A 15,762-nucleotide genomic window follows, 5' to 3' on the forward strand; every position below is an offset into this window, starting at 1 on the left:
AGGGCTCGGATCGTTGTTGGCAGGAGCGTAGGAGCGGACTTCGTCCGCGATAGGTCTGCATCGCGCCGGACACCATCGCGGACGGAGTCCGCTCCTACGCGAGCACTGGCTTACTTGCGGTCGATCCCCACGGTCTGCGGGGTGGTGAACTCGCGCAGGCCGAAGCCTGTAGGGCGCATAACCTGTTCCAGGTCATGCGCCCTACGTTCAGAAGAGCGGCGCGGCCAAGCCCTGATATCGCGCTGACATCCCGGTGGGTTCGCGAGCAAGCTCGCTCCTACAGGGAGCTCCGTGCTTTTTGTAGGAGCGAGCTTGCTCGCGAACCGCACGGCACATCAACCGTCCACCTGCAAACACAAAGCCCCCTCTACCGCCAGGCGGTAGAGGGGGCTTTTTGACTGGCGTGGCTTACTTGCGGTCGATCCACACGGTCTGCGGGTTGGTGAATTCGCGCAGGCCGAAGTGCGACAGCTCGCGGCCGAAGCCGCTCTTCTTCACGCCGCCGATCGGTACGCGGGGATCGGAAGCGGAGAAGCCGTTGATGAACACGCCACCGCTGACCAGGCGACGGGCCATGTGCTGGGCCTTGGCCTTGTCGGCAGTCCAGATCGCGCCGGAGAGGCCGAACTCGCTGTCGTTGGCCAGTTCCAGGGCGTGCTCGGCGTCGCGGGCGACGATCAGCGAAGCGACCGGTCCGAAGATTTCCTTCTTGAACGCGGTGTTGCCCGGCTGCACGTTGGCCAGCACGGTCGGCGCGTAGTAGTTGCCTTCGCCGTCGAGCTTGTGGCCGCCCAGCAGCAGGGTGGCGCCGTCGGCGATGGCCTGTTGCACCTGTCCGTCCAGCTCGTCGCGCAGGTCGAAGCGGGCCATCGGACCGACGAAGGTGTCATCCGCCAGCGGGTCGCCGATCTTCAGCGCCTTGACCGCAGCCAGCAGCTTCTCGGTGAAGGCCGGGGCGATGGACTCTTCGAGGATCATGCGCTTGGCGGCGATGCACACCTGGCCGCAGTTGCCGAAGCGGCTGGCGACAGCGGCTTTCACGGCGGCGTCGAGGTCGGCGTCGGCGAGCACGATGAAGGCGTCGGAACCGCCCAGCTCCAGCACGCACTTCTTCAGCGCGGCACCGGCCTGGGAGGCGATGGCGGCGCCTGCGCCGACACTGCCGGTCACGGCGATGGAGGCGATGCGGTCATCGGCGATGGCCTTGGAAACCAGCGGCGGCTCGACGTTCAGTACCTCGAACACGCCTTCCGGCAGGCCAGCCTGCAGCCAGGCGTCGCGCAGCTGATAGGCGCAGCCCATGACGTTGGGCGCGTGCTTGAGCACGTAGGTGTTGCCGCCGAGGATGATGCTCACCGCGCCGCGCATGACCTGCCAGGTGGGGAAGTTCCACGGCATCACGGCCAGCACCGGGCCCAGCGGCAGGTAGGAGATGTACGCGCCCTCGATGCTGGTCTTCTCGTCTTCAAGCATGGCCGGGCCGTTGTCGGCGTACCACTCGCAGAGGTTGGCGCACTTGTTGATCTCGCCACGCGCCTGGGTGACCGGCATGCCCATTTCCTGGGCTTCCATGCGGGCCATCGGCTCGACGTTGGCGCGCAGCACTTCGGCCATCTTGCGCAGCACGGCGACACGTTCGGCGATGCTGGTGTCGCGCCATTGGCGGAACGCGGCATCGGTGCGGGCCAGCGAGGTTTCCAGCTGCGCGGCGTCTTCGAAGGTGTAGCGGGCCAGTTCCTGGCCGGTGGCGGGGCTGCGGGAGATGGCAGCGGGGATGGCGGCGATCTGGTTCATGGTGAGTCCTGCTTGTTCTGTTGAGGGGCCGCAAGGCCGGTCGTTCGTCCGGGCGAGTAGCTCCGGGATGGCACAGAAATTAAGATGCGCAACCATTCATGTAAAATGAATAATCAAGAAAGACTCTTTCTCTCGGAGAGAATCATGGATCTCACCCAGCTGGAAATCGTCCGCGCCGTCGCCAACGAAGGCAGCATCACCGCCGCCGCCGCCCGTCTGCATCGCGTGCCGTCGAACCTGACGACGCGGATCAAGCAACTGGAGGCCGAGCTGGGCACCGAATTGTTCATCCGCGAGAAGCTGCGCCTGCGCCTGTCGCCGACGGGGCGCAGCTTCCTCGAGTACGCCGAACGCATCCTCGATCTGGTGGAAGAGGCCAGGCAGGTGGCAGTGGGCGCCGAGCCCCATGGCGGTTTTTCCCTGGGCTCGATGGAGAGCACGGCAGCGGTGCGCATTCCGGAAATGCTGGCGCGCTATCACCAGCAGTGCCCGAAGGTGCAGCTGGATCTCTCCACCGGCCCCTCGGGCGAGATGATCGACGGGGTGCTCTCCGGGCGCTTCATCGCCGCCTTCGCCGACGGCCCGGCCAATCACCCGCAACTGGACGGCAAGCCGGTGTACCACGAGGAGCTGGTGCTGATGAGCGCCCGGCACCATGCGCCGGTGCACGATGCGCGGGACGTGGCGGGGGAGACGGTGTTCGCCTTCCGCGATACCTGCTCCTACCGCAAGCGCCTGGAGGGCTGGTTCGCCGAGCACCGCGTGGTGCCGGGCAAGATCATGGAGATGGAGTCCTACCACGGCATGCTTGCCTGCATCGCGGCGGGCGGTGGCGTGGCGATCATCCCGCGGGCGATGTTCGACAGCCTGGCCGGCGGTCGTAACGTGGCCATCCACCGGCTGGCGCCGCAGCATGCCGACGCGACGACCTGGCTGTTCTGGCGGCGCGGCACCGATACGCCGGCGCTGCGGGCATTTATCGGACTACTGGACGCGCCCCTGGCCGAGGCCGAAGTGGCCTGAGCGCGGGGCTTTGCGCAGGCTGTTGCGCCAGCGTTACGTAACGCCTTCGAGACAGCGGTTAAAAATTCATCAGGGCCTCTTGCGGAGGCTTTGCGCTGCGCTAACGTGAGTCTCTCTGTCCGTCGTGCGAAGGCGGAATACGCCCTTCGCGGCAGGGCGTTTTCCCCGCTGGCCTTCTGCCCGGAGCGCATGATGGAGACACGCAGCAAGAGACGACGCGCCAATGCTTTGCAGATCAGCCTGATGGGCGCGGGGCTGATGCTCCTGGCCCTGCTGCTGGCAGTTTCCCTGGTCAGCCTCTGGCCGCAGTCCTATCCGAAGTTTCCCCCTGCCGGCGCCGTCGGCGACCCTGGCGTGCAATGCCTGCTCGGCTGGTGTCCGGGCGCGGATGCGCGGTTGCTGGTGATGGTCATGGTCGCCGGCGCGCTGGGCAGTTTCGTGCATGTGGCGAAGTCCTTCGGTGATTTCGTCGGCAATGACCGTTTCATGGCCAGCTGGATCTGGTGGTATCTGCTCAAGCCCTGCATCGGCATGGCGCTGGCCCTGATGCTCTACCTGATCGTGCGCGCGCTGCTGCTCATGGTGAATGCCGCCAGCGACGCGGCCAGCGTCAATCTCTACGGGCTGATGGCCATGGCCACCCTGGTGGGGATGGCGTCCAAGCAGGGCACCGACAAGTTCGCCGAAGTGCTCGACCGGCTGTTCCGCACCCGGCAGGCCAGAGGTGACGCCCGGCGCAAGGACCAGCTGGAGAATCCCGTGGCGGTCATCAGTGAGGCGCAACCGCCGGTCCTTGATGACCAGTCGCTTTACGTCACCTTGCGCGGCAGCGGTTTCAGCCGTGGTGCTCGGGTGCAGGTGAACGGCCTGCAGCGCGAGACGTCGCTGGCCGACAGTTCGCGGCTGGCGTTCCAGCTGTTGCCCGAGGATGTGGCCAGCGCCGGCAGCCTGGCCGTGGTGGTGGTCAACCCGCCGCCGGGAGGCGGACCGTCCGCGTCGCTGATGCTGGAGGTTAACGTAGTGCAGGCCGCCGACGCCGAGGCAGAACCGGCACAGGCCGGGCCGGTGGCGATGGTGGTGGCGTCGGCGGAAGAGGATTCGGCGGTAGCGCTGCACTGAGCCACGAGTGTCTTTGGCTTTTGTAGGAGCGAGCTTGCTCGCGAACCGCTTCACACCGGTGCCGCCGGCAGAGCCGTTCGCGAGCAAGCTCGCTCCTACCCCAGGCCGGAGATACGGCAATGAAAAAGGCCCCGCAAAGGGGCCTTTTTCATGGGTGGAGCCGGGTCAGGCGCTGCTGTTCACCGTTTCGCGTTTCACCGTTCGGGTTGCTGGCGCGTGGTGCTCGTCGTGGTCGTGATCGTCGACGATCACCGGTACCTCATTGCCCTCGGCGTCATACAGCTTGCCATTCTGGAAGTAGTCACCCTCATTCAGCGCGGCGATGTCGCGGTAGCGCAGGGTGCGCTCCTCGGCGGCGACGAATACCGACTGCTGGTCGGAGTTGCCGGTCTTGAAGTGGTTGAACAGCAGGTTGAGGACGATGGCCATGATCGCCGCCGAGCTGATGCCCGAGTGGAAGATGGTGGCGAACCAGCTGGGGAAGTGCTCGTAGAAGCTCGGCGCGGCAATCGGGATCATGCCGAAGCCGATCGAGGTGGCGACGATGATCAGGTTCATGTTGTTGCGGTAGTCGACCTTGGACAGGGTGCGGATACCGCTCGCCGCCACGGTGCCGAACAGCACCACACCGGCGCCGCCGAGCACGGAGGAGGGCACCGCGGCGATCACCCGGCCCATCACCGGCAGCAGGCCGAGGGTCACCAGGATCAGGCCGCCGGTGGCCACCACGTAGCGGCTCTTGACGCCGGTCACGGCCACCAGGCCGACGTTCTGGGCGAACGCGCTCTGGGTGAAGGAGCCGAAGATCGGTGCCACGATGCTCGACGCCATGTCGGCGCGCAGGCCGTTGCCCAGGCGTTTGGAGTCGACCTTGGTGCCGATGATCTCACCGACGGCGAGGATGTCCGCCGAGGTTTCCACCAGGGTCACCATGATCACGATCAGCATCGAGAGGATCGCCGCGATGTGGAAGGTCGGCATGCCGAAGTGGAAGATCGACGGGAAGGCCACCATCGGGCCTTCGGCCACGCGGGAGAAGTCGGTCATGCCCAGGGCGGCGGCGATCAGGGTGCCGATCACCATCGCCAGCAGGATCGACAGGCGCGAGATGGAGGCGCTGCCCAGCTTGCTCAGCAGCAGGACGATCACCAGGGTGAGCGCGGCCAGGCCGATGTTGGCCATGCTGCCGAAGTCCGGTGCCTTGGGGTTGCCGCCCATGGCCCAGCGCGCCGCCACCGGCATCAGCGTGAGGCCGATGGTGGTGATGACGATGCCGGTGACCATCGGCGGGAAGAACTTGGTGATACGCGAGAACACCGGGGTGATCAGGAAGCCGATGAGCGAGGCTGCCATCACCGCACCGAGCACGGCGGGCATGCCGCCGCCCTCATAGCCACCACCGAGGATGGCGATCATGGTGGCGACGCCGGCGAAGGATACGCCTTGCACCAGCGGCATCTGCGAGCCGAAGAAGGGGATGCCGAGGGTCTGCAGCAGGGTGGCGAGGCCACCGGCGAACAGCGAGGCGGCGATCAGCAGGCCGATCTCGCTGGGGGAGAGCCCGGCCGCCTGGCCGAGGATCAGGGGCACGGCGACGATACCGCCGTACATGGTCAGAACGTGTTGCAGGCCGTACGCCAGGTTGGCGCCGATTCCGAGGTTCTCGTCTTCCGGGCGTGCTCCGGCGGACGCTACAGCTGAACGATCATTCATGGCTGAGGACTCGCTTGTTTTTGTTGTGCGGCCACTGTAGACAAAGTTCGTAGGAAATATCCACTGGTTTGTATACATTTTCGTGGCCGATGGTCCGGAATCTGACCGGGCGGTTAAGTGTTTTTTTCGCTTAAATGGCTCTGCAATCGGCGTTATGCATGAAATCCTGACTCGCAGCGTATTGCACAAAATGTGTGCATCTTTGAATCCAAAAGCACCAGTAGGCTGCATGCAAAGCGCCGAAAGGTTCTTTGCCAGCACCTGGAGCCAGGGCTTCGCAAATTGCGCGCCAGCGGTGTGGGTTGCCCGCTGCTCTCCCCGCCGAAGGCAGCTCCTGCTATAACCGTGCGCCCAGGTTTCCGCCGGATTGCAGAAAAGATGGCCCTTCCGCCGCTGCACAGTTTCAGGGTGTTCGAAAGCGTGGCTCGCCTGGGTGGCCTGGCCGCGGCTGCCGTCGAACTGCACGTCACCATCGGTGCGGTCAGCCAACAGGTGAAGGCACTGCAGGCCAGCCTCGGCGTGGAGCTGTTCGAGAAGCGCGGCCGGCAGCTGGTGCTGACTGCCAGTGGGCGGCAGTTGCAGAAGCGCGTGGCCAGTGCCATGGGCGAGATCAGCGAGGCCGTTCAGGCGTTGCAGGCGGGAGCCCGGCTGGAGGAGGAACGCACGGATATCTGCCTGTCGATCCCGCCGGCCGAAGGTGTGGAGTGGCTGACCCGGCCCTTGCTGCGCTTCATGGAGGAATCGCGTTCGCTGCGGGTAAGCGTGATCACCGCGCCGGGCGTGCCGCAGGTGGACTGGCGTCGTGCCGACGTCGCGGTGATCTACGGCACACCGCCGTGGCCCGGTGTCTGGTGGCGTCTGCTGCATGGCATCCGCATGACGCCGGTGTGCAGCCCGCAGTTCCTGCGCGGGCCGCTGGCGATCCGTACGGCCGCCGACCTGCAGCGGCACCGTCTGCTCCACGAGGACGACGGCAGCCAGTGGCAGCAGTGGCTGGCCGAGGCTGGCTACAGCCGAGGTGGCGCCGAGGACATACATTTCGAGGATTTCGGCATGGTCCTGCAGGCGGCGCGCGATGGCTTCGGCGTGGCGCTCAGCGACGAGACGGTGTCGCAGCGCGACCTCGACGAGGGTCGCCTGGTGCGCCCGTTGCCGATTGCGGTGGCGGCGGTGCACAACTACTACGTCGTCTGCCCCGAGGCGAAACGCGAACGCCCGGAGGTCCGGGCGTTCATTGAGTGGTTGCTGTCGGTGGCTGAGTAGTGCTCAACCCGGCAGCGCTGTGAGTCTGGTGAGCCTGTAGGAGCGAGCTTGCTCGCGAACGCGGTTCCTGGCAGCGCCGAAGTTCGCGCTGTTCGCAAGCAAGGACTGGGCGTCCCCCTCGGTCCTACGCAGAGCACTGGGCGCAGGGCTCAGTAACCGTAACCGCGCCCATCGGTGAACTGGATATCGGTGAGGATGCTGATGTCCTTCTCCACCTTGTACAGCTCCGAGCTCCTGATCAGCTCCGGGTCGCTGAAGGCTTCGCCCTTGGCGTGGCCGGCCTGGATCTGCAGCATCTTGTCGCGCACCGCGACGACGTCGGCGTAGGTCATCGCCGGTACCTTGCTCGGGTCCTCGTCGGCGTGGGCGCCGTAGAGGGTGGTCTGCGGGTTGATCACCTTCAGGGTGGCGTCCAGCGAGGCGACGTAATCCTTCAGGTTCCCCGCCAGCAGCCAGGACGGATACAGGTGGTCGCCGGAGAGCAGGATGTTGTGCGCCTCATCGAACAGCGCGACTTCGTCCGGCGTGTGGCCGGGCATGCTCAGCAGGCGCAGCTTGAGGCCGCCCAGGTCGATCACTTCATCGGGCTTGAGCAGGCGCGACACCTTGAAGGGCGGCAGCGTCATGTGATCGATATTGCCCAGGTAGACCGGCTCGGGTACGTGGTAGAGACCGTCGGCGCGGCGGAATTTCGCGGTGAACGGCGTATCCACCAGGTAGATGCTCTGGAAATTGTGCAGCCCGCCCAGGTGGTCGAAGTGCAGATGCGAGGGCAGCACGGAGAGCGGCTTGTCGGTGATCTGCCGGGCGACCTGGGTGATATCGTCCTTCTGGTTGGCGCCGGAGTCGAACATCAGCGCCTGGTTCGAGCCCACCAGCAGGTACGAATAGTTCTTCTGGTAGTAGTTCGGCTCGCCGATGGCGTAGAGGAAATCCGTCAGCTTGTGCACCACGAAGGCCGGATTCTCCACCTTGAGGGCAGCGGCCTTGGTTGGCTCGGCGGCGGTCGCGGCGAACGGAGCGCCGAGCAGGGTAGTGGAAGCCAGGGCCAGGACTTTGATCAGCGTGCGCATGGGGCGCGAACCTCTTTCTCGTTGTTGTCGGTAGCGGCGGGTCGGCCGCCTGCCCATCTCAGCGCTGGCGAGGGTGTACTTCAATGCACGATTTCTGTGGCCCGACAGTTCAGTTCAGCTAAAGCCTGGCGGGATTAGCGAAGCTGATTTTCATGCTCCTGCATAAGCAGGGCTAATTGTTCATTCGGGGATTTCATGGCAGCGCTGACGCCATGCCGGTAGAACTGTACGGGTCGGGCGCGCTGTTCGTGCCCCATCCCCACTGTTTCCGGAGTTATTCCAATGAAGTCCAGATGGACCGCCTTGCTTTGCCTGCTGAACACCTTTTCCGTCGCCTGGGGCGACTACAACAAGCGCAACATCGTCCGCCGCTGAGGCGCGCGCCCCGAGAGTCCGAATCACCCTGTTTCGCCGTACAAGGATTGCGCCATGCAAGCTGTCACACCCCACATCGATCCCGCCATCGTCGCCATCGCTCCCGGTTTTCGTGCCCTGAGCATCACGCTGGACGCCGCGCCGATAGTTCATCCCGAGGTGGCGGAGCAGGCTCTGCAGTGCGCCTGCGCGGCACTGGCGGCGGGGGAGCCGGCCTGGGCTGAAGCGCATCTGGCGGCCTGGGCCGAGGTGTTCCGCCGCTTCGGCGCCAAACCACAGCGCACACCCTGTTCGGCGGAAGCGCTGCGCAAGCGCGCGCTGCGTGACGGCAGCCTGCCGAACATCGATCCAGTGGTGGACCTGTACAACGCCATCAGTGTGCAGTTCGCGATTCCTGTCGGCGGGGAAAACCTCGCCGCCTACGTCGGTACGCCGCGGCTGCTGATCGCCAATGGCAGCGAGACCTTCGACACCTTCAAGGACGGCGCGCCGGCCGAGGAATCCCCCGATGCCGGCGAAGTCATCTGGCGCGACGACGCTGGCGTTACCTGCCGCCGCTGGAACTGGCGGCAGGGCGTGCGCACCCGCCTGGACGCCGAGGCGCAGCGCATGTGGTTCATCCTCGAAAGCTTGCCGGAGATGCCGCTGGAGGCACTCCACGAAGCCGGCGAGCAACTGGTCGCCGGGCTTCAGGCGATGATGCCGGGCGCCACTGCCCGGATGCTGCTGGTGGAGGGCCAGGGACCAGCCGTTACGGCGTGAAACTCTTCAGGTAGGCGCAGAACATGTCGGCCATGGACTCGCTGAATGCCTGGATTTCTTCGGCAGTGCGCGGGCTTTCCGAGAACTGCTTGCCCACCGAGCCCAGTGTCGTGGTGATCAGTTCGCAGGCCAGCCTGCGCTGCGCATCGCCGGTGTGCGGCAGGGCCTCGGCGATGAACGCCTCGAAGATACCTTCACTGGCGGCCTTGGCTGCCTTGGCCTCGGGCGCATCGCGGTAGAGCGGGGCAGCATCGCTGAGCGCGATGCGCATGCGCGCTTCTTCGCACTCCGAGTGGATGAAGGCGTGCACCAGGTTGCGCAGGCGTTGCAACGGCGCCTGGGTTTCATCGCTGAGCAGGCCGCGCAACATCTCGGTGGTCTGCCGCCATTCGTCGCTCTGCAGGCGGAAGAGGATCGCGGCCTTGTTCGGGAAGTACTGGTACAGCGAACCGACGCTGACCCCGGCGCGCTCGGCAACCCGCGCAGTGGTGAAGCGCTGGGCGCCTTCCCTTTCCAGAACCTGAACAGCGGCGTCGAGAATGGCCGTTACCAGATCGTTGGAACGGGCCTGTTGGGGTTCCTTGCGCGTGGAAATATGCGGGCTGCGGCGTTCGCCCATGGCTGGCTCCGGCAATGCGAATAGTAAAACCTGACGAAAAGATCGCATTCTAGCCGGGCGCTTTTTCGCACTCAAATTCCACACGGGAAACCCAGCATGACGACTCTGACTTCCGCCCCCGTGGCGCCCCTGCTGCAACACCTGTTCGAGGAGGCCGACGCGGCCTCGCCACAGTCCAGCCCGGCATTCGCCGACCTCGACCAGGCCGCGCTGACCCGCCTGATGCAGAGCAAGACCCAGTACCGCGAACTCTACGGCCAGCTCAAGGACCAGCCGCTGCCCGTCTCCCGGGAAACCGGTGTGCTGTTGTACATGCTGGCGCGCAGCATCGGCGCACAGCATATCGTCGAGTTCGGCACCTCGTTCGGCATCTCCACCCTGCATCTGGCAGCGGCGCTGCGCGACAACGGCGGTGGCCGGCTGATCAGCAGCGAGTTCGAGCCCTCGAAAGTGGCGCGGGCGCAGGCCAACCTGCTGGCTGGCGGTGTGGCCGACCTGGTGGAAATCCGCCAGGGCGATGCGCTGCAGACCCTCGCCCGCGACCTGCCGGAGCGCATCGACCTGTTGCTGCTCGACGGCGCCAAGGCGCTCTATTCGGAAATCCTTGCCCTGGTGGAAAGCCGCCTGCGCCCCGGTGCGATGATCATCGCGGACAACGCCGATTACTGCCCCGAGTACCTCGCCGAGGTTCGCATGCCCGGCGGGCGCTACCTGTCGATTCCTTTTGCCGACGATGTGGAGCTGTCCATGCGCCTGGGTTGAAACCTGGCCGCTGGCTACCGCGGTGGCGGGGCCACCGGCGCATGCCGTGCCATCAGTCCGGCGACCCAGTCGATGAACACCCGCAGCTTGGCGCTGACGTGGCGATTGGCGGGGAAGGCCAGATAGAGCGGCATGCTCTGCATGCTCCAGTCCTCGAATAGTTCCACAAGCTCGCCGCGCGCCACGGCTTCCAGCGCCATGTAGCGCGGCAACCAGAGCACCCCCATGCCGGCGATCCCGGCGGCCAGGTAAGCGTTGCCGTCGTCCACCGTGAGCACCGGGCGGCCATGCACCTGCAGGGTTTCGCCAGCCCTGTCCATCGCATAGGAAAGCGGCTTGCCGGTGCGCGCCCAGAGGTAGCCGACGATGCGGTGCTGGCTGTTCTCCAGCTCGCTCGGGTGCGCCGGTACACCGGCGCGTTGCAGGTAGGCGGGCGCGGCGAAAACACCCAGCGGCAGGTCGCCGATCCTGCGGGCCATCAGCGACAGGTCGGTGAGTTCGCCGCCGCGCACCACGCAGTCGACGTTCTCGTCGATCAGGTCGACCATGCGGTCGCTGACGCCCAGGTCGATCTGGATGTCCGGATAGCGCTGATGGAAGTCCGGCAGGGCGGGGATCAGCAGCAGGCGTGCCAGCGGGCTGGGCACGTCGACGCGCAATCGCCCGCGCGGCATGGCGGCTGCGCCGGAGAGGCTGGTCTCGGCATCGTCCATGTCCGCCAGCAGGCGCACCACGCGCTCGTAGTAGGCGGCGCCGTCGGCGGTGAGGTTGAGCTTGCGTGTGGTGCGGTTGAGCAGACGCACACGCAGCCGTGCTTCCAACTGCTGGATCAGTTGGGTCACGCTGGTGCGGCTCATGTGCAGGGTTTCGGCGGCCCTGGTGAAGCTGCCGGTTTGCACCACGCGGACGAAAGCTTGCATCGCATCGAAACGGTCCATGGCAGCTCCGGCGGAACAGGATGAGGGACGGCAAAAGGACTGATTGTTTGGATTCTACAAACAATGCTGGCCAGTGTTGCCCGATTATCAGCGTCGCTGTGCGCCGTAACCTGCCTCCATCGTTGAAACCCTCTCGATGGAGCAAGCAGATGAGTACACGTGATGTGGTTTTCCCCGCCGGCCGCCAGGCCCTCTATGAACGCAACCGCTATTCCCCGGCAATCCGCAGCAACGGCCTGCTGTTCGTTTCCGGCCAGGTCGGCAGTCGCGAAGACGGCTCGCCCGAGCCAGGGCTGGAAGCCCAGGTGCGCCGCGCCTTCGACAACCTCAATGGGATCCTCGCTGGCGCCGGCTGCACGTTCGATGACGTGATCGACGTGACGGTGTTCCTGGTCAACCCCGAGCAGACCTTCGAGCGCATCTGGCAGATCGTCCCGGAATACTGGGGCGACGCTCCGCATCCCACCCTGACCGGAATCGGCGTCACCTGGCTGTACGGCTTCGACTTCGAGATCAAGGTGATCGCGCGCCTGCCGCAAGCCTGAACCGGTCGCAGGGCAGGGTGGCGAGACGGGACAGCCGGGTTTCTTTACCATGTTGTCCTGTTTTGTTTTGCCAGGAACTTTCCATGATCACGCCGACCTTCCGTACCGCCACGCCCGCCGACACCGACCGCTGCTTCGAGATCGAAACCACCGCCTACGAAGGCGACGAGGCGGCGACCCGGGAGAAGATCGCCACACGCATCGCGCAGTACCCCGAAGGCTTCCTGATCATGGAGCTGGACGGCGCGATCATCGGCTTCATCAACAGCGGCTGCGCGTTCGATGTGGTGATGTCCGACGAGGCGTTCAAGGAGCTGATCGGCCATGACCCGGCGGCGCCGAACGTGGTGATCATGTCCGTGGTGATCGACCCGGCGCAGCAGGGCAAGGGCTATGCCACGCTGCTGATGCGCAGCTTCATCGAGCGTATGGGCGGCTTCGGCAAGCGCACCATTCACCTGATGTGCAAGGACCGCCACGTGCCGCTCTACGAGCGCATGGGCTATCGCTACGTGAAGCCGTCGGAGTCCGACCACGGCGGCATGGCCTGGCACGAAATGGAGATGCAACTGGCCGCCGGGTAAGCCCCGGCCCCTGGCGCCTCAGCGTTCCGGCCGGTCGTTCACGCGGTCGCGCGTGGCGCGTTCGGCCAGCAGGTCGAAACGTTCCGGCAGCAGCGCTGCCTCGCCCTGTTCATCGAGCAACTGGCGAAATACCAGGTGGTCCGGGAAGCTGCGGCTGATCAGCGTGAGCAGCTCGGTACCGCGTTCGGTCAACTCGAAATTGTTGCCGGTGCCGCCATGCTCGACCGGGCGCTCGCGGATGTAGTCGTTCCTCAACAGGTCGCCCTCCAGGTCGCCGGCGATGCGCTTCAGATGGTCCACGCTGGCATGCGATGGCTCGCCCTGCAGCCGGTGTTGCTCGGCGACTTGCTCGCCGCATTCGCGGGCCTTGTAGGGTTGGTCGGCACACTCCTGGGCGTGCAGCAGCAGGCGTTCTATCAGATCCCAGTCGTAGCTCATGGCGTGTCCTCCGAGGGGATGGGAAAGGTGGGAGCCTCCTGATGTGCGACCGGTCATAGCGGGGAGGGTTCGAACTTCCTGCGCGGCGGCGCGCAACCATCAATACCGTCGAGTCTCACTATCGATGCAATCGAGTGGTGCGCGGGCCGGGCACGCCTGACTATCTGTCCCAACAGCTGGTTGAACCGAGCAAGGGACAGAATCGATGAGCACTCCGCGCCCCACACCCGATCGCCTGGCAGTCCGCATCGCCCTCGCGCCGCTGCTGCTGGCCGTGGCCAGCCTGGCCGGCTGTGCATCGACCGCCGAAACCCGGTTGAGCTGGGACAGTCTCGGCGGCACCACCGCCCAGGACAGCGGCGCCTACCTGAGCTGTGTCGACAACAGGCTCACCCCCGGCACCGCCACCTTCGTCAGCGACAGCGGCAATACTCGCCAGTTGCTCACCGGCAGCGCCGATCCACTGCAGGCCAGCGGCATCGTCCAGGTGACCCCGATCGCCGGCGGCAATCACTTCAGCGCCTACCAGCGCAGCGCCTGGCAGGACAAAGGCGAGCTGCTGGACGCCGCCTACCAGTGCGCGCAACACAGCTGAACCCTCTTCGGCTCGGTCGCTCCCCCCAGCGACCCGCCCAGCGCCGGCAGGCGGCGAGTAGCCTGCGTCAGTGTCTGCCCTCGGGCTGTCGCTGATTGACTCTCCAGGGGCGCTTCCCCCAGCGCCCGCATCTCGCCCGCCGAGTCCCCGCTCGGTGGGCGTTTTTTTTAATTTACGACTGTTGTGTATTCTGATCGGGCATGCCAGTGTGTGCGCCCTGGCGGCTGTATTCGCCTTTCGTTGCTCAAGCTGCGCATCCGGTTTGTCCGCCGGGCGCTGAACGAGGCCGCCGGCCGACGGTAAACTCACTCCCGTCGCGTAACAGAAGTACAAGAGAATCGAGATGAACACGCATTTTCCGACTTGCGCCGTCTGGGTCCGTCGCGACGCAGACCTGCCCCTTCCCACCAACCTTCAGCCGACGGTGACAGCATGATCGAGGTAACCGAAGTTTCCATTGCGCAGCTGCGTGAAGCCCTGGAGTCGGGCCGCACCACCGCGGTCGAACTGGTCAAGGCCTACCTCGCGCGCATCGACGCCTATGATGGCCCGACCATGCTCAACGCCGTGGTCGTGCGCAACACCGAGGCGCTGAAGGAGGCCGAAGCTTCCGACGCCCGTCGCGCCCGTGGCGAAACCCTCGGCCCGCTGGATGGCATCCCCTATACCGCCAAGGACAGCTACCTGGTCAAGGGCCTGACCGCGGCCTCCGGCAGCCCGGCCTTCAAGGACCTGGTCGCCTACCGCGACGCCTTCACCGTCGAGCGCCTGCGCGCCGGCGGCGCGATCTGCCTGGGCAAGACCAACATGCCGCCCATGGCCAACGGTGGCATGCAGCGCGGCGTTTACGGTCGCGCAGAAAGCCCGTACAACCGCAAGTTCCTCACCGCGCCCTTCGCCTCCGGCTCGTCCAACGGCGCCGGCACTGCGACCGCCGCGAGCTTCTCGGCCTTCGGCCTGGCGGAAGAAACCTGGTCCAGCGGTCGTGGCCCGGCCTCGAACAACGGCCTGTGCGCCTACACCCCGTCCCGTGGCGTGATCTCGGTGCGCGGCAACTGGCCGCTGACGCCGACCATGGACGTGGTCGTGCCCTACGCACGCACCATGGCCGACCTGCTGGAAGTGCTCGATGTGGTCGTCGCCGAAGACGCCGACAAGCGTGGCGACCTGTGGCGCCTGCAGCCGTGGGTGCCGATTCCCGCCGTCAGCGAAGTGCGTCCGGCGTCCTACCTGGACCTCGCCGCCGGCCCGGAAGCCCTCAAGGGCAAGCGCCTGGGCGTGCCGCGCATGTTCATCAACAAGGACGAACTGGCCGGCACCAGCGAGAAGCCCGGCATCGGCGGCCCGACCGGCCAGCGCATCAACACCCGCGCCTCGGTCATCGACCTCTGGGAACAGGCCCGCAAGGCCCTGGAAGCCGCCGGCGCCGAAGTCGTCGAAGTGGATTTCCCGCTGGTTTCCAACTGCGAGGGCGACCGTCCTGGCGCGCCGACCGTGTACAACCGTGGCTTCGTCAGCCAGGAGTTCCTGCATGACGAACTGTGGGAGCTGTCCGGCTGGGGCTTCGACGATTTCCTCCGCGCCAACGGCGACCCCAAGCTGAACAAGCTGGCCGACGTCGACGGGCCGCAGATCTTCCCGCATGACCCGGGCACCCTGCCGAACCGCGAGGACGACCTGGTCGCCGGCATGGACGAGTACGTCAACATGGCCAAGCGCGGCCTGAAGACCTGGGACCAGATCGACAGCCTGCCGGACGGCCTGCGCGGCCTGGAAAAGACCCGCAAGCTCGACCTGGAAGACTGGATGGATGGCCTGAAGCTGGACGCCGTGCTGTTCCCCACCGTGGCCGATGTGGGCCCGGCGGACGCCGACGTGAACCCGGAATCGGCCGACATCGCCTGGAGCAACGGCATCTGGGTGGCCAATGGCAACCTGGCGATCCGTCACCTGGGCGTACCGACCGTCACCGTGCCGATGGGCGTGATGGCCGATATCGGCATGCCGGTGGGCCTGACCTTCGCCGGTCGCGCCTATGACGACTCGGCGCTGCTGACCTTCGCCGCGGCCTTCGAGGCCACCGGCTCCAAGCGCCTGGTACCGCCGAGCACGCCGCCACTGGGCTGATCGGTCGGTTGCTTCAAGCAGGATAAAAAGCC

General features: G+C 65.8%; 15 protein-coding genes. 9 read left to right on the top strand and 6 right to left on the bottom strand.

What is annotated here, in order from left to right:
• Positions 1-408: 408 nt before the first annotated feature.
• Entirely contained in the window at positions 409-1,794 is a 1,386-nt protein-coding gene (locus N5C91_RS14120) for an NAD-dependent succinate-semialdehyde dehydrogenase (protein ID WP_236175812.1), read from the bottom strand.
• A gap of 144 nt (positions 1,795-1,938) precedes the next feature.
• On the opposite strand from N5C91_RS14120, the gene N5C91_RS14125 reads away from it, so the two are divergent.
• On the top strand, positions 1,939-2,817 hold the full coding sequence (locus N5C91_RS14125) for a LysR family transcriptional regulator (RefSeq protein ID WP_236199823.1): 879 nt from the start codon (positions 1,939-1,941) through the stop codon (positions 2,815-2,817).
• A 192-nt stretch (positions 2,818-3,009) separates the two neighbouring features.
• A complete protein-coding gene (locus tag N5C91_RS14130; RefSeq protein ID WP_279830172.1) occupies positions 3,010-3,936 on the top strand; it encodes a hypothetical protein in 927 nt (308 codons plus the stop codon).
• Between the two features lie 165 nt (positions 3,937-4,101).
• On the opposite strand, the gene N5C91_RS14135 is transcribed toward N5C91_RS14130, so the two are convergent.
• Positions 4,102-5,649 carry a nucleobase:cation symporter-2 family protein gene (locus tag N5C91_RS14135; RefSeq protein WP_279830173.1) on the bottom strand — a complete coding sequence of 516 codons (1,548 nt, stop codon included), beginning with the start codon at positions 5,647-5,649 and terminating at the stop codon, positions 4,102-4,104.
• Positions 5,650-6,027: 378 nt separating this feature from the next.
• Here N5C91_RS14135 and N5C91_RS14140 point away from each other — a divergent pair, with 378 nt between their 5' ends.
• Positions 6,028-6,912: a LysR substrate-binding domain-containing protein gene (locus N5C91_RS14140; RefSeq protein ID WP_279830174.1), complete on the top strand. Its 885-nt coding sequence runs from the start codon at positions 6,028-6,030 to the stop codon at positions 6,910-6,912.
• Between the two features lie 149 nt (positions 6,913-7,061).
• Here N5C91_RS14140 and N5C91_RS14145 read toward each other — a convergent pair whose 3' ends face one another.
• On the bottom strand, positions 7,062-7,985 hold the full coding sequence (locus tag N5C91_RS14145) for an MBL fold metallo-hydrolase (protein ID WP_279830175.1): 924 nt from the start codon (positions 7,983-7,985) through the stop codon (positions 7,062-7,064).
• Between the two features lie 429 nt (positions 7,986-8,414).
• Between N5C91_RS14145 and N5C91_RS14150 the strand changes: the two genes are divergently transcribed.
• A complete protein-coding gene (locus tag N5C91_RS14150) occupies positions 8,415-9,122 on the top strand; it encodes a B3/4 domain-containing protein (RefSeq protein ID WP_279830176.1) in 708 nt (235 codons plus the stop codon).
• Here the strand turns inward: N5C91_RS14150 and N5C91_RS14155 are convergent.
• Entirely contained in the window at positions 9,112-9,741 is a 630-nt protein-coding gene (locus N5C91_RS14155) for a TetR family transcriptional regulator (protein ID WP_279830177.1), read from the bottom strand. The genes N5C91_RS14150 and N5C91_RS14155 overlap by 11 nt on opposite strands.
• Before the next feature lie 96 nt (positions 9,742-9,837).
• On the opposite strand from N5C91_RS14155, the gene N5C91_RS14160 reads away from it, so the two are divergent.
• Positions 9,838-10,503 carry a class I SAM-dependent methyltransferase gene (locus N5C91_RS14160; protein ID WP_279830178.1) on the top strand — a complete coding sequence of 222 codons (666 nt, stop codon included), beginning with the start codon at positions 9,838-9,840 and terminating at the stop codon, positions 10,501-10,503.
• Positions 10,504-10,517: 14 nt separating this feature from the next.
• Here the strand turns inward: N5C91_RS14160 and N5C91_RS14165 are convergent, their stop codons facing one another.
• Positions 10,518-11,441 (bottom strand): LysR family transcriptional regulator, encoded by a 924-nt coding sequence (locus N5C91_RS14165; RefSeq protein ID WP_236175821.1) that lies wholly within the window; start codon positions 11,439-11,441, stop codon positions 10,518-10,520.
• A 149-nt stretch (positions 11,442-11,590) separates the two neighbouring features.
• Between N5C91_RS14165 and N5C91_RS14170 the strand changes: the two genes are divergently transcribed.
• Together N5C91_RS14170 and N5C91_RS14175 are read left to right on the top strand one after the other, a co-directional pair.
• Entirely contained in the window at positions 11,591-11,986 is a 396-nt protein-coding gene (locus tag N5C91_RS14170; protein ID WP_236175822.1) for a RidA family protein, read from the top strand.
• An 83-nt stretch (positions 11,987-12,069) separates the two neighbouring features.
• On the top strand, positions 12,070-12,570 hold the full coding sequence (locus N5C91_RS14175) for a GNAT family N-acetyltransferase (protein WP_236175823.1): 501 nt from the start codon (positions 12,070-12,072) through the stop codon (positions 12,568-12,570).
• 18 nt (positions 12,571-12,588) lie between these two features.
• Here the strand turns inward: N5C91_RS14175 and N5C91_RS14180 are convergent, their stop codons facing one another.
• Positions 12,589-13,008 carry a transcriptional regulator gene (locus tag N5C91_RS14180; protein ID WP_236175824.1) on the bottom strand — a complete coding sequence of 140 codons (420 nt, stop codon included), beginning with the start codon at positions 13,006-13,008 and terminating at the stop codon, positions 12,589-12,591.
• 205 nt (positions 13,009-13,213) lie between these two features.
• On the opposite strand from N5C91_RS14180, the gene N5C91_RS14185 reads away from it, so the two are divergent.
• A complete protein-coding gene (locus N5C91_RS14185) occupies positions 13,214-13,603 on the top strand; it encodes a hypothetical protein (RefSeq protein WP_279830179.1) in 390 nt (129 codons plus the stop codon).
• 432 nt (positions 13,604-14,035) lie between these two features.
• The gene (locus N5C91_RS14190; protein ID WP_279830180.1) at positions 14,036-15,730 is read left to right on the top strand and encodes an amidase; all 1,695 of its coding nucleotides are present in this window, start codon (positions 14,036-14,038) and stop codon (positions 15,728-15,730) included.
• The last annotated feature ends 32 nt before the right edge of the window (positions 15,731-15,762 follow it).

The organism is Pseudomonas sp. GD03903 (assembly GCF_029840045.1).
In the GTDB taxonomy this organism is placed as follows: Bacteria; Pseudomonadota; Gammaproteobacteria; order Pseudomonadales; family Pseudomonadaceae; genus Pseudomonas; species Pseudomonas pseudonitroreducens.

Coding starts and splice junctions, on each gene's coding strand:
- N5C91_RS14150 (WP_279830176.1), top strand. CDS start 8,415: ATGCAAGCTGTCACACCCCACATCGATCCCGCCATCGTCGCCATCGCT.
- N5C91_RS14170 (WP_236175822.1), top strand. CDS start 11,591: ATGAGTACACGTGATGTGGTTTTCCCCGCCGGCCGCCAGGCCCTCTAT.
- N5C91_RS14160 (WP_279830178.1), top strand. CDS start 9,838: ATGACGACTCTGACTTCCGCCCCCGTGGCGCCCCTGCTGCAACACCTG.
- N5C91_RS14175 (WP_236175823.1), top strand. CDS start 12,070: ATGATCACGCCGACCTTCCGTACCGCCACGCCCGCCGACACCGACCGC.
- N5C91_RS14120 (WP_236175812.1), bottom strand. CDS start 1,794: ATGAACCAGATCGCCGCCATCCCCGCTGCCATCTCCCGCAGCCCCGCC.
- N5C91_RS14185 (WP_279830179.1), top strand. CDS start 13,214: ATGAGCACTCCGCGCCCCACACCCGATCGCCTGGCAGTCCGCATCGCC.
- N5C91_RS14130 (WP_279830172.1), top strand. CDS start 3,010: ATGGAGACACGCAGCAAGAGACGACGCGCCAATGCTTTGCAGATCAGC.
- N5C91_RS14180 (WP_236175824.1), bottom strand. CDS start 13,008: ATGAGCTACGACTGGGATCTGATAGAACGCCTGCTGCTGCACGCCCAG.
- N5C91_RS14165 (WP_236175821.1), bottom strand. CDS start 11,441: ATGGACCGTTTCGATGCGATGCAAGCTTTCGTCCGCGTGGTGCAAACC.
- N5C91_RS14155 (WP_279830177.1), bottom strand. CDS start 9,741: ATGGGCGAACGCCGCAGCCCGCATATTTCCACGCGCAAGGAACCCCAA.
- N5C91_RS14125 (WP_236199823.1), top strand. CDS start 1,939: ATGGATCTCACCCAGCTGGAAATCGTCCGCGCCGTCGCCAACGAAGGC.
- N5C91_RS14145 (WP_279830175.1), bottom strand. CDS start 7,985: ATGCGCACGCTGATCAAAGTCCTGGCCCTGGCTTCCACTACCCTGCTC.
- N5C91_RS14135 (WP_279830173.1), bottom strand. CDS start 5,649: ATGAATGATCGTTCAGCTGTAGCGTCCGCCGGAGCACGCCCGGAAGAC.
- N5C91_RS14190 (WP_279830180.1), top strand. CDS start 14,036: ATGATCGAGGTAACCGAAGTTTCCATTGCGCAGCTGCGTGAAGCCCTG.
- N5C91_RS14140 (WP_279830174.1), top strand. CDS start 6,028: ATGGCCCTTCCGCCGCTGCACAGTTTCAGGGTGTTCGAAAGCGTGGCT.